The organism is Nonomuraea sp. NPDC050680 (assembly GCF_040654555.1).
Lineage (GTDB): Bacteria > Actinomycetota > Actinomycetes > Streptosporangiales > Streptosporangiaceae > Nonomuraea.
This window is the reverse complement of the sequence record NZ_JBFAIF010000002.1, coordinates 601653-613507: the sequence shown is the minus strand read 5'-3', so window position 1 is coordinate 613507 and position 11855 is coordinate 601653. Positions and strand designations below refer to the sequence as shown.

Here is an 11855-nt window from a genome sequence, read left to right as displayed (position 1 = left end):
GCAGGATCACGTTCATCACGTTCATCGCAGGATCGCCAGCCGTCGTTCGAGCCGGCCGGTCACGAAGCCCGCGCAGGCGGCGATCAGCGCGTACGCCGCGCCCGCGCCGACGAAGATCGGGATGGGCTGGGCCTCCAGGAGGTTCACCCGGTTGGCCGCCGCGGTCAGGTCGACGACGCCGACGGCCGCCGCGAGCGCAGTGTTCATGGTGAGCGCGATGAAGATGTTGCCGATCGGCTGCACCACCGTACGCAACGCCTGCGGCAGGATGACGTGCCGCAGCGACTGGGCGAACGTCAGCCCGATCGCGCGGGCCGCCTCGCCCTGCCCCTTGGCCACCGAGTTCACGCCGGACCGCAGCGCCTCGCCGATGTAGGCGGCCTCGTACACGGCGATCACCACGATGGCCGTCACCCGCAGGTCGGCCTGGATGCCGATCTCCGGCAGCCCGAAGACCGCCAGGACGAGCAGCACCAGCAGCGGCAGGTTCTGGAAGGTCTCCACGTACGCGGTGCCGAGGGCGCGCAGCACCCGTACCGGGCTCACCCGCAGGGCGGTGACCAGCACGCCCAGCACCGCCGCGCCGAGGAACGACGCGGCGGTCAGCTGGAACGTCACGAGCAGCCCCTGCCACAGCTCGGGCAGGTGGTCGAGGAGGACGGACATCAAGACCCCGGCACGGAGCCGATCTGGGGCGGCTGCGGAGCCTCGCCCACGACGACCGTGCCGATGGAGTTCTTCCAGATCTTCTGCCAGGCCCCGGCGTCCTGCATCTTCTTCAGCCAAGTGTTGGTGAACGTCTTGAACTGGTCGTCACCGTGCTTGAGCCCGATGCCGTAGGGGTCGACGGTGAAGGGCTTGGTGACGATCTGGATCGACGGGTCCTTCTTGGCGTCGGCGATCAGCAGCGTCTCGTCCTGGACGTAGGCGACGCCCCGGTCCTGCTTGAGCGCCTGGATGCACTCCGGGTCGCTGCCGAACGTGATGATCTCCGCCTGCGGCGCGAACTTCTTGATCGCGGGGATGGCGGGCGTGTTGGCTCCGGCGAGGACCTTCTTGCCGTTCAGGTCCTCGGGCTTGGCGATGCCCGTCGCGCCCTTCTTCACCGCGATGGTCAGGCCGGAGGTGTAGTACGGCCCGGCGAACGCCACCTGCTTCGCCCGTTCCGGCGTGATCGTGTACGTCTGGAAGACGACGTCCACGGTGCCGTTGGCGAGCAGCGCCTCGCGGGTCTCCGAGGCCGAGTTGACGATCTTCACCTTGGGCTGGCCGATGATGTACTTGGCCAGCGCCTTGCCCAGATCGGCGTCGAAGCCCTCGACCTGGCCGGTGGCCGGGTTCTGCTGGGAGAGCAACGGCGCGTCCAGCGAGCCACCGACGATCAGCTCGCCGCGCTTCTTGATCTTCTCCATGGTGGAGCCGGGCAGGATGTCCGCGGCGGCGGCGACCGGCGCCTGCGCGAGGACGTCGTCCTTCTTGGTCTCTCCTCCGGGCACGGCGGGGCTGCTCGTCTCGCCGCAGGCCGCCAGGCCTAACAGGGAAACGGCGACGACAGCGACCAGTCTCTTCATGAGCATCCACTTCCTTCGAAATCGAAGATGAAGCGGAACGTAGTGGCATATTTCGTACGAAGTCAATACGTTGTCGTAGGAAGTCCACACATGATATTCCTCTCAGCATGAACCAGCGGCTGCCCGTGAGCGGGGCACAGGGGGACCTGCTGCGTCTCGTGGCCACCGGCCGGGCCGAGTCGCGGGCCGATCTCGCCCGCTTATCCGGACTGGCCGCCTCCAGCGTCTCGCTGCGGGTCGAGGAGCTGATCTCGCTGGGCCTGCTCGGCGAGGAGGGCTCGGGCACCTCGCGGGGTGGTCGCCGGCCCAGGCGGCTGCGCCTGTCGCCGTCAGCCGGGGTGCTGGCGGTCGCCGACCTCGGCGCGCACCATGCGCGGCTCGGGCTGCTCGACCTCAGCGGCGCCCCTGTGGTGGTCGAGGAGCGGCCCTGCGAGATCGCCCGGGGGCCGGAGGCCACGCTGGACCTGCTGTCGGACGCCTTCGACGAGCTGCTGGCCGTACATGTGCCGGATGACGTGCCGTTACGCGGAGTCGGCACCGGGATCCCCGGCCCGGTCGACCCGGCCACGAGCCGGGTGGTCACGCCGTCGCGGATGCCCGGCTGGAACGGGTTCCCTGTCGCCGAGCATCTGGGCCTGCGCTACGACCTGCCGATCCTCGTCGAGAACGACGCCAACCTGATGGCCGCCGGTGAGGCCCGGCACTGGCCGGGCTGCGACAACCTCATGGTCCTCAAGGCCGGGACCGGCATCGGCTGCGGTGTGATCGTCAACGGCCACCTGCACCGGGGGCGGGGCGCGGCGGGCGACATCAGCCACGTACGGGTACGTTCAGACTCGTCCGTCCTGTGCGCCTGCGGCCACCCCGACTGCCTGGAGGCGTACGCCAGCGGGGCCGCCCTTATGTCGGCCCTCGCCGACTCCGGGATCACCGTGGCCCGTCCCGCGGACATCGTGAGCCTGGTGGACGACGCGATCCCCGAGGCCACCAGCCTGGTCCGGGGCGCGGGCCGGCGGATCGGCGAGGTCCTCACCGTACTGGTCAACTTCTTCAACCCGGACGTGATCGCGGTGGGCGGCAGCCTGTCGGCGGCCGAGCCGCTGATCACCTCCATCAGGGCGGCGGTGTACGAGCGCTGCCTGCCGTTGGCGACCCGCGACCTGGAGATCGCCCCAGCCCGGGCCGGCCGGGACGCCGCCCTTCTGGGCGCCGGAGCGCTCCTGTTGGAAGCGGCGCTGGTTTAGCCGGCCACCTGGTTTAGCCGGCCATCTGGTTCAGGCCGCCATTCGCCTTCGCGACACACCCGAAGCGCCCGTCACCACGGTGGCGGGCGCTTCTGCGCTAACGCACCTCTGATAAATCGAGGTCCCAGTCGTCGCACCATATGAGGTCTGCCGCCCATCCCGTTACGACTCGTTTTCCTCTTCACCTCCATACTCCTGATCGCCGGATGCACCACCACTTCGCCACCGGCTGAGACCGAAACCGCTAATCCGGTCGCCGAACAACCGGTCCCGGAGAGTTCGACGCCGGAAGAAAGCGATGACGACGACGCGGGATTCTTCGAGATCTGCGTCAACAAGAAGACGCTCGTGCGGATCAACTATCGACCGTGTGACGATGCGCGGCCCGGCGCCGCCTGGTACTTCTTCTCGCTGGAAGCGCGGGTGACCGCCACCGGCTCCAAGGCCAAGCACGGCTCGTTCAAGCAGCCACGAGGCGACTCGTACCGAGCTCCCGCCAAGGGCGGCAGCGGCTCGCACGCGATGATCGCCGACGTCGACGACCGCGTGAAGGTCTGCGTGCGAAAGGCCACTCGGATCCGCTTCGCGAACATCAGGTGCGACGACGGCGAGAAGGGATACGGCTGGTATTACATCCGCATCGACGGCACCGTTCCGGCGATGGGCAAGAAAGCCGACGATGGCTCTTTCCGCGAGCCGTACGCCGAGGCGTACAACGCTCGCAGCAAAGGCGGCGACGCCGCCAAGGCAGCGATCGGTTACGAGGATCCGGACGCTCCCGAGCCCGATGCGGAGGAGAGCGATGACGAGGGTGGCGATGACGAGGAATACTGCACCACGACCATCAACAATGAATGCGTCGCCACCAATGAGTGCACAGAAACGGTGAACGGCGTCTGCACCAAGACCGACGACGGTTATCTCGGGACGCCGTCAAGAAAGTGCCGCAACGTCTGGGCCCGCAAGCACTGGACCCGCCGCTGCTGACGCGCTACTCCTCGCCCAAGTCGGCGGGGCGGTGGAAGGTGGCGCGGCAGCGGTGGCGTTCGGGGTCGCGGAGGTCTTCGACGCGGTCCGCGACCAGGCCCTCCGATGCGAAGGACGCGATCTCGGACGGCGTGAGGGGCCACGGCGGCGCGAACACCGGACCGCCCTCCTCCCGAGCAGAAGCGATCACCAGGAGCGTGCCACCCGGCCCGACGAAGTCGGCGACCGAGGCGACGGCCGGCGCGTGGAGGTGCTCCGGCAGAGCTTGGACAGTCATGATCTCCACCACCAGATCGAACGCGTGGCGCCACTCGGCGGGCGGGGCGAGCAGGTCGGCGGCGCGATAGTGCACCGTGGAACCCGGAAAGCGCTCCCGGGCCAGGCGTACGGCCGACTCGCTGACGTCGAAGGCGACCGTGTCGTAGCCGAACCGCGACACGTACTCGGCGTCGTCCCCCAGCCCGCACCCGACCACCAGCGCCCGCCGACCCGCGCCCGTTCCGGTCCTCGCTTCCGCCCCGGAGCCGAGGTCGGAACCCGAGCCGGAAGCGGAGCCGGAGCCTGGACCCGAGGCCGAGCCCGACGCCGAAGGGAGCCACTCGACGAGCAGTGGGTGGGGTGTCTGGGAGTCCCACGGGACTATCGCCTCACCTGTCTCCGACCCCGCGTACAAGCGCTCGAACCAGCCCGTCGGATCGCCGGCCGCCAGCGATTCCGCCGCCAGCCGCCGGGCGTCCTCGTCCCGGTCCCGCTCCGTCAAAGGTCCTCCAAGCTCGAGTCCGTACGGCAAGCCGCGCCCCGCTCTGTCGGCCAGTGCCACCAAGTCGACCGTATCGCCCAGCGGTCCGACAAAGCTGCGTTGCTGGAGAACCGGGGCGACGTACCCCAAACGCCGCAACTCAACGTCGAAGAACGGGATCAGCACGCAGACGGCCGGGCTGGAATGAGGACACGGGAGGTCGGCGTGCCACCAGGAGAGCTCCCCCGCCCGGCCGTCGACGACCAGCTGGACGACGTCCCGCGCGGTGGCCTCCCGCCCGAGCAGCTTGCTCGCGGCGACGATGACCTGGTCCCGCCACTGCCCTTGAAGCAAGCCCCATCCCTCCCAGGGAATGTCATGCAGGGAGTGGCTGGGAATGCGCGGGCCGGCGGCCTTGGCGCGTTCCCAGAGGACGACCTGCCCGAGCCTGCGTTCCAGCTTCTCCGTGACGCCGGCGACGACCGGGTCGGCGACCGGGTCGACGGGCTCGCCGGCGTTCCATCCCAGCTCCTCCAACAGCCTCGCCTCGTGACGCTCGTAATCCTCCGCCACGTAGGAGTCGACATTCGGCTGCATCCGCCCGAGCAGGCCGTCGTCCCTGATCTTCCAGAGGAAACTCTGATAGATGTCGGACACATAACCCATGTCAGGCGACATCGCCGGGCCCGCGTACCGCTCAAGGTGCCAGTTGAAGGCACTGTTGATCATAAGGGCACGCCGCGTGGCGCGGGCCAGAACCTCGCGTCCCACCAGTTCGGCGGTCGCCGACCAGAGGTCACTGCGGATCCGGTGGGCGTGCACACGCAGCCACTCCCGTTGTGGCAGCGGCCTGCCCTCCGCCTCCCGATCGAGGTCCAGGAAATTGACGCGGAGGAGCCAGCGGACCTGCCAGGACGCCGACGGGACGAGGGTCATCTCCCTGATGATCAGAGCGCGCAGGTCATCCTCGTCCAGCCCCATGAGCAGCGGCAGGCCCAGGTAGAGGAGGCAGCTGCCCCGTCGGCCGGCCCAGGCGGCCAAGCGCGCCCTGGGGCTCAGGCGAACCTTGACGGATGTAGGCCACCCTGCCGCCTCGGACGCCGAGTCGAGGACGCGACGCAGCCGCTGATGATCGTCCAGAGACAGGCGAGGGTATCTCCATCTGAGCCGAGGCCGCCAAGCCATGGCTCCGACGATCAGGCAGGTAGCGAGGGCCGGCACCCCCAACAGCGGCACCGGGAAGCCGAGCGGCCACAGCACGTACAGCAGCCCGCCGACCACAGCGCCGACAGCGCCCAGGCGGACGAGCAGTTGCAGCCACTCCGGCCCCAAGCCCCCCGGGTTCACGCGCAGGATGGCGACAAGCGTCCGCCACCTGGTTAACGCGGGTACATCCCCCACATCGAGCCCCTTTATCGCGAAATTTCGGGATAAAGGTAGAGGGGCTAGATCACTTGGCCGTCACGGGGTGTCGGTATGAAGCGTGTCATGGGCCCAAAACGGCGTTGATCTCGTTGTGCCTTGTCGCCCGGACGCCCTGACCGTCCGGTGCTCGGGTCGGTGCGGGGCCGCGAAGGAGAACGTTCCTGCAGCTCAGAACCGTCTCGCAGAACGGGTGGATGGTGAGAGAGGTTGTACGACTGCGACCTGGGGTGAGCGCGGCGGCCACCATGCGGCATGCTGGCCTCGCACGACTTCTCATCCATGACAATGGCCACACACGAGAGGCCCAGCACGATGGTGAACCGCGACGGCGAGGCCGCCGCACTCGACGACCCGGTGGGTGAATCACTGCGCGGTCACCACGCGCACCTCGCCCGCCGGCTCGGCCGGGCCGCCGCCTACCTGCCGGGGGTCGCGACCTTTTCCGCGGCGACCGCCGACCCGGGTCCGCAGGAGTGGGCCGACCTCGCCCGGCTGCTGGGACGAGGCGAGTTCGCCGACATGTTCAGCTGCGCGGCCCCACCGCCGTCGGACTGGGAGCCGATCTTCGTCCTCGAAGGCCGTCAGATGATCTGGCGCAGCGGCAGCCGACCCGATCACCCACACGGGGAGAGCGTCACCGGCGTGGTCGAACTGGGCGCGGACAGCGTGCCAGAGATGCTCGACCTCGTCGCGCGGGCCCAGCCGGGGCCATTCTGGCCGCGCACCCACGAGCTCGGCACCTATCTCGGCATCCGCGACAAGGGCACGCTGGTGGCGATGGCGGGCGAACGACTCCGGCCACCGGGGTGGACCGAGATCAGTGCCGTCTGCACCGCTCCCGAGGCACGCGGGCGAGGCCACGCCGCCCGCCTGGTCAATGCGCTCATCGCGCGTATCGCGGCTCGCGATGAACGTCCCTTTATACACGTGGCCGAGGCCAACACCGGCGCGATCGCCCTCTACGAGCGGCTCGGCTTCGAAACCCGCAAGCACGTGACCTTCCGGGGGTTCCGCACACCGTGACCGCCTGCGCCGGCCGTGAATCGGCGGGCAGGCCCGGACCCTTGTCGCCAGTTGGTCACGCGCGAAACGAGTCCTTGGCCATCCGGCGTACCCGGGCCTCGTCGATGACGTGGCCCAGCCCCGCCTGCGTCAGTGGCACCGCCACCACCCCGCCGTTCGCCCCCACGATCGGCGTCACGATCTGGTTGTTGCGCGGCGGCTGCGTCACGTCGCACGGCAGCGTGCAGCCCGGCAGGCTGGCCACCGCCACCGTGGCCGCCCGGGCCAGTCCGGCGCCCTGGCCGCCCGCGCACTGGATGTCCCAGCCGGCCGCGGCGGCCCGGTCATGCGCCCGGCGGGCCTCGCTGAGTGACGTGAAGGCGGTGGGCCGCAGAATCAGCACCCGCGCGGCCCGCAGGGTCAGGTAATCGTCGAGCTCCGCCGAGGAGCGCACCTCGACCGCCACCGACGCCGCCACCTCGTCCTGCAGCGAGGCGTGCGCGTAGACGTCGCCGACGGGGAAGGGCCGTTCGATGACCTCGATGCCGTAGGAGTCCAGCGCCGCGAGCTGGCCGCCCTCGGAGTAGGAGCCGCCGCCGTCGACGGCCAGCGTCAGAGCCGGATAGGCCAGGCGTACGGCCCGCACCGGCTCGACGTCCCAGCCTGGGCGTACGTCCAGCGTCACGTGGCCGTAGCCCGCGCAGACCTGCTGGTTGACCCGTGAGACCAGGCTTTCGAGTGACGGGTCGGGTTCGAGCCGGACGGTGGCCATCAGGGAGGTGCGGGTGCCGCCGATCGCCTCGGCGAGCGGCACGCCGCGCATCCTGGTCCACAGGTCCCAGCAGGCCATGTCGACGGCCGAATCGCCGCTCGGGACGGCGTCGGGATGCTCCCAGTCGACGCCGATGAGCTGGGCGCCCAGCGACTCCTCCAGCCGGGTCCAGGTCTTGGGCTCCGGATCCAGCGCCTCACCCCAGCCGGTCATGCCGGCGTAGTCGGTGAGCTTGACGAGCAGGCTCTCCGACCGCCTGCCGTACGGCAGGACCAGCCGGAAGACCTCTAGCTCCCGCACTCGCGGCATGTACCCCCCTCTGCGACGAAGCTACGAAACAACTCCTTCCAGTGTGCCTGCCTTCGTGTGCTGGGCAAAACGCGGGGCGATCACGGCGGCCAGGACGGCGAGGGCGAAGGTGAAGGCGAGGCCGACCAGATAGGTCTCGCCGGTGGCGGTGAACAGGGCTCCGGTGACCGCGACGGCGACGACGGTGAACACGGACTCGCCGACGCCGAGGGCCGCGGTGTTCTGGCCCGCCTCTCCCTGCGCGGACATCTCCAGCACCAGTACGGACACCGTGGGGTGCAGCGCGCCGATGCCGAGCCCGGAGATGGCCATGGCCACGTACGCGAGGGCGATCGGCACGGAGTCGATCAGCACGAGCGACATCAGCGCGATGCCGGTGGCGATCATGATGGCGCCACCGCGCAGCGCGGCCAGGTGGCTGATGGCGCCGCGGCCCTTGATCCAGGATCCGGTGGACCAGCCGAGCGCACCGACGGTCAGGACGATTCCGGCGCCGGTGGGCGTCAGGCCACGCTCGCTGATCAGCATGAGCGGGATGAGAACCTGGGCCGCCATCAGCGAGCCGTAGGCCAGGCCGCGCAGCACCGGGGCGCTCGGCAGCCCGCGGGCGGCCCTGAGCGAGCCGCGGGGCAGCAGCCTGGGCAGGGACACGGCCAGTAGGACGATCCCGGCCGCGAGCAGGGGCAGGCCGCGGAGCTGGAGCGCGCTGCCGTACTGGATCAGCGCGGCGGCGACGGCGGTCAGCGTGGCCCAGACCAGCTTGCGCCCGAGGCCGGGGGCGGGCTCGGCGTCGCCGCCACTAAGGCCCGCGCCCGCGGTGCCGCGCCAGAGGAGCAGCGCGCTGGGCACGACGATCAGGGAGACGCCGAGGAAGATCCAGCGCCAGTCGGCGTTCTCCACCACGAACCCCGCGATGGCCGGGCCCACCATGGAGGGCACCACCCAGGCGGCCGAGAACAGCGCGAACACCCTGGGATGCATCTCACCCGGATAGACCCTCGCCACGAGCACATAGAGGGCCACCTGGATCAGGCCCGCGCCGAGCCCCTGGATGAACCGCCCGGCGACGAACACCTCCATGTTCGGCGCGAACCCGGCCACCAGCAGTCCCGCCACGAAACCCGCCACGCCGGTGGCTACCGGCGGCAGCGGGCCCTTCACGTCGCTCCACCTGCCGCCGAGCACGGTGGCGATCACGCTGGCCGCGAGGGTGGCGCTGAAGGCCAGGTTGTACAGGTGCATGCCGCCGAGCTCGCGCGCGACGACGGGCATCGCCGTCGCCACCGCCATCGCCTCGAACGCCACCAACATGACGAGCGCCACCAGCCCCACGCTGAGCGCCCGGTACTTCGCCGACACCACACTGACGGGAGGTGCTTCAAGAGTTGCGGTCATGTCCGGCAAACTATGCCGAACACCCTGCTCAGCACATCGGGCGCCAGCCCTAGGCCCTTGGGCTTAGGGAATCCGGGGCCTGCCGGCCTAAGGCATCCGGGGCCTGCCGGCCTAAGGCATCCGGGCGGCGAGACCGTCGATCATCAGATCGAGACCGTACTCGAAGCGCACCCGCCCGTCGTCGGCGATCAGATCGTCGACGTGCTCGGCGATGTGCGGGAACCGCTCGGCAGGCAGGGCGCGGTAGTGGCTCTCGATGTGGCCGACGAACGACTTGAAGTATTCCTCCAGGCCGAGACCTGTGGCCCGCATCCTGCCGAAGTGCAGCGAGCCTTCGAAGGCGTCGCCGGTGATGTAGAGGGCGATCCGGTCGACGGCGAGCGAGGCGTCACGCGGCGCCATGCCCGCGTCGATGAGCAGGCCGAAGACGTACTCGGCGATGCGCAGTGCGTTCGGGCCGACGGGGATGCTGGCCAGCGCGGCCCTGGCCACGTCGGCATGGCTGCCCAGCACACGGTGGCACTCGATCGCGTACTCGCGCAGTTGCTCCTTCCAGCGGGCCGGGTCGGGGTCGGCCAGCTGGATCTCGCCGAGCACCCGGTCATAGATGAGCTCCAGGAGCTCCTCCTTGTTGGCGACGTGCGCGTAGAGCGAGGCGGGCCCGGTGTCGAGCTCCTGCGCGACGCGGCGCATGCTCAGCCCGTCGAGGCCCTCCGCGTCAAGGATCCGCAGCCCCGCCTCGACGATCAGGTCCTGGCTCAGCTGCCGCTTGAGCTGCACCGGCTTACGCGCCTTGCGCCACGGCGGGGGCGGGACGTTCTCACTGCTACCCATGACGAACACTGTACTTGACACGAACGCTGTTCGCCACTAAAACAGTGTTCGTAGCGAACAGTGTTCGTAGTATAAAACAGCGTTCTACCAAGGAGTCCTCATGACCGTCACCGCCCCCCAGGCGGACTCGGAGGTCCAGCCTTACCGCTGGCGCTGGGTCGCGCTGTTCGTCATCCTGGCCGCCGAGGTCATGGACCTGCTGGACGCGCTGGTCACCTCCATCGCCGCACCGACCATCCAGAAGGATCTGGGCGGCTCGTCGAGCCTGGTGCAGTGGCTGGTGGCCGGTTACACCCTGGCCATGGCCGTCGGCCTGATCACCGGTGGCCGGCTCGGCGACCTCTACGGCCGCAAGCGCATGTTCGTGATCGGCGCCCTGGGCTTCACCGCCGCCTCATTGCTGTGCGGGATCGCCGCGAACCCGGAGATGCTGATCGCCGGCCGCGTTGTGCAGGGCCTGTTCGGCGCCGTGATGCTGCCGCAGGGACTCGGCCTGATCAAGGAGATGTTCCCGCCGCAGGAGATGGGCAAGGCGTTCGGCATGTTCGGCCCGGTCATGACGATCTCGTCCGTGGGCGGCCCGATTCTGGCCGGCTGGCTGATCCACGCCGACCTGTTCGGCACCGGCTGGCGCATGATCTTCCTGATCAACCTACCCCTCGGGCTGGCCGCCGCGCTGGCCGGGATGCGGTTCCTGCCGGAGTTCAGGCTCTCCAACGCCACCCGGCTCGACCTGGTCGGCATGCTGCTGGTGTCGGCCGCCGCGTTCCTGCTCATCTTCCCGCTCATCCAGGGCCGCGAGCTGGACTGGCCCGCCTGGACGTTCGTGTCGATGGCCGCCTCCATCGTGGTGTTCGCCGTCTTCGCCCGGTACGAGAGCCGCCGCGCCGGTTCAGGAAAGGACCCGCTGGTCACGCCGAGCCTGTTCCGCAAGCGCGCCTTCACCGGCGGGCTGGTGGCCGGCCTGGCCTTCTTCTCCGGAATGATCGGCCTCAGCCTCGTCTTCACCCTCTACACCCAGGTCGGGCTCGGCTACAGCCCGCTCAAGGCCGGCCTCACCGGTCTGCCGCAGGCCATCGGCGGCGTCATCGGCTTCGGCCTGGCCATGTCGGGCCTGCAGGAGAAGCTCGGCCGCGGCCTGCTGCAGATCGGCACCGCGGTGATGGCGGTGGGCGCGGGCGTGCTGGGCCTGACCATCCACCTGGTCGGCACCGACGTCAGCCCCTGGCAGCTGTCCCCCGGCCTGGCCTTCGTGGGCATCGGGATGGGCCTGACCATGGCGCCGTTCTTCGACATCGTGCTCTCGGGCGTCGAGCCGCACGAGTCCGGCTCGGCGTCGGGCACGCTGACCGCTACCCAGCAACTCGGCGGCGCGCTCGGCAGCGCCCTGCTCGGCACGCTCTTCTTCAACCTGCTCAAGAGCCGGTGGAGCTTCGGCTCGGCGATGCAGGTCACCATCTGGGTCGAGATCGGGCTGCTGGTGCTGACCTTCCTGCTGGCGTACCTGCTGCCGCGCAAGGCCGACGTGGAGCAAGCGGGGCACTGACGCGTTCAAGGGCCGCGACCTGGCGTCGCGG

10 protein-coding genes are annotated in these 11855 nt (G+C 69.5%); 4 read left to right on the top strand and 6 right to left on the bottom strand.

Annotated features, from left to right (window positions below; translation table 11 throughout):
• Nucleotides 1–21 precede the first annotated feature (21 nt).
• Complete coding sequence (locus tag AB0H88_RS09320) at nucleotides 22–666, bottom strand: amino acid ABC transporter permease (protein ID WP_357642796.1); 645 nt, start codon at nucleotides 664–666, stop codon at nucleotides 22–24.
• The gene (locus tag AB0H88_RS09315) at nucleotides 666–1571 is read right to left on the bottom strand and encodes a glutamate ABC transporter substrate-binding protein (RefSeq protein WP_357642795.1); all 906 of its coding nucleotides are present in this window, start codon (nucleotides 1569–1571) and stop codon (nucleotides 666–668) included. The genes AB0H88_RS09320 and AB0H88_RS09315 overlap by 1 nt, the downstream gene beginning before the upstream one ends.
• Before the next feature lie 107 nt (nucleotides 1572–1678).
• Between AB0H88_RS09315 and AB0H88_RS09310 the strand changes: the two genes are divergently transcribed.
• Both AB0H88_RS09310 and AB0H88_RS09305 read left to right on the top strand, forming a co-directional pair.
• The gene (locus tag AB0H88_RS09310) at nucleotides 1679–2815 is read left to right on the top strand and encodes an ROK family protein (protein ID WP_357642794.1); all 1137 of its coding nucleotides are present in this window, start codon (nucleotides 1679–1681) and stop codon (nucleotides 2813–2815) included.
• A gap of 423 nt (nucleotides 2816–3238) precedes the next feature.
• Nucleotides 3239–3802 (top strand): hypothetical protein, encoded by a 564-nt coding sequence (locus AB0H88_RS09305; RefSeq protein ID WP_357642793.1) that lies wholly within the window; start codon nucleotides 3239–3241, stop codon nucleotides 3800–3802.
• A 4-nt stretch (nucleotides 3803–3806) separates the two neighbouring features.
• Here AB0H88_RS09305 and AB0H88_RS09300 read toward each other — a convergent pair whose 3' ends face one another.
• A complete protein-coding gene (locus AB0H88_RS09300; RefSeq protein WP_357642792.1) occupies nucleotides 3807–5942 on the bottom strand; it encodes a class I SAM-dependent methyltransferase in 2136 nt (711 codons plus the stop codon).
• 309 nt (nucleotides 5943–6251) lie between these two features.
• Between AB0H88_RS09300 and AB0H88_RS09295 the strand changes: the two genes are divergently transcribed.
• Entirely contained in the window at nucleotides 6252–6989 is a 738-nt protein-coding gene (locus AB0H88_RS09295) for a GNAT family N-acetyltransferase (RefSeq protein WP_357642791.1), read from the top strand.
• A gap of 55 nt (nucleotides 6990–7044) precedes the next feature.
• Here AB0H88_RS09295 and AB0H88_RS09290 read toward each other — a convergent pair whose 3' ends face one another.
• The 3 genes from AB0H88_RS09290 to AB0H88_RS09280 all read right to left on the bottom strand — a co-directional run bounded on the left by AB0H88_RS09290 (nucleotide 7045) and on the right by AB0H88_RS09280 (nucleotide 10278).
• Nucleotides 7045–8049 carry an enolase C-terminal domain-like protein gene (locus AB0H88_RS09290; protein ID WP_357642790.1) on the bottom strand — a complete coding sequence of 335 codons (1005 nt, stop codon included), beginning with the start codon at nucleotides 8047–8049 and terminating at the stop codon, nucleotides 7045–7047.
• Between the two features lie 21 nt (nucleotides 8050–8070).
• On the bottom strand, nucleotides 8071–9444 hold the full coding sequence (locus AB0H88_RS09285) for an MFS transporter (RefSeq protein ID WP_357642789.1): 1374 nt from the start codon (nucleotides 9442–9444) through the stop codon (nucleotides 8071–8073).
• A 111-nt stretch (nucleotides 9445–9555) separates the two neighbouring features.
• Nucleotides 9556–10278 carry a TetR/AcrR family transcriptional regulator gene (locus AB0H88_RS09280; protein WP_357642788.1) on the bottom strand — a complete coding sequence of 241 codons (723 nt, stop codon included), beginning with the start codon at nucleotides 10276–10278 and terminating at the stop codon, nucleotides 9556–9558.
• A gap of 100 nt (nucleotides 10279–10378) precedes the next feature.
• On the opposite strand from AB0H88_RS09280, the gene AB0H88_RS09275 reads away from it, so the two are divergent.
• Nucleotides 10379–11824 carry an MFS transporter gene (locus AB0H88_RS09275; protein ID WP_357642787.1) on the top strand — a complete coding sequence of 482 codons (1446 nt, stop codon included), beginning with the start codon at nucleotides 10379–10381 and terminating at the stop codon, nucleotides 11822–11824.
• Nucleotides 11825–11855: the final 31 nt, after the last annotated feature.

Excerpts from the sequence above, each read along its gene's own strand:
- AB0H88_RS09310 (WP_357642794.1), top strand. The coding sequence starts at position 1,679 with ATGAACCAGCGGCTGCCCGTGAGCGGGGCACAGGGGGACCTGCTGCGT.
- AB0H88_RS09315 (WP_357642795.1), bottom strand. The coding sequence starts at position 1,571 with ATGAAGAGACTGGTCGCTGTCGTCGCCGTTTCCCTGTTAGGCCTGGCG.
- AB0H88_RS09290 (WP_357642790.1), bottom strand. The coding sequence starts at position 8,049 with ATGCCGCGAGTGCGGGAGCTAGAGGTCTTCCGGCTGGTCCTGCCGTAC.
- AB0H88_RS09295 (WP_357642791.1), top strand. The coding sequence starts at position 6,252 with ATGGCCACACACGAGAGGCCCAGCACGATGGTGAACCGCGACGGCGAG.
- AB0H88_RS09285 (WP_357642789.1), bottom strand. The coding sequence starts at position 9,444 with ATGACCGCAACTCTTGAAGCACCTCCCGTCAGTGTGGTGTCGGCGAAG.
- AB0H88_RS09320 (WP_357642796.1), bottom strand. The coding sequence starts at position 666 with ATGTCCGTCCTCCTCGACCACCTGCCCGAGCTGTGGCAGGGGCTGCTC.
- AB0H88_RS09275 (WP_357642787.1), top strand. The coding sequence starts at position 10,379 with ATGACCGTCACCGCCCCCCAGGCGGACTCGGAGGTCCAGCCTTACCGC.
- AB0H88_RS09280 (WP_357642788.1), bottom strand. The coding sequence starts at position 10,278 with ATGGGTAGCAGTGAGAACGTCCCGCCCCCGCCGTGGCGCAAGGCGCGT.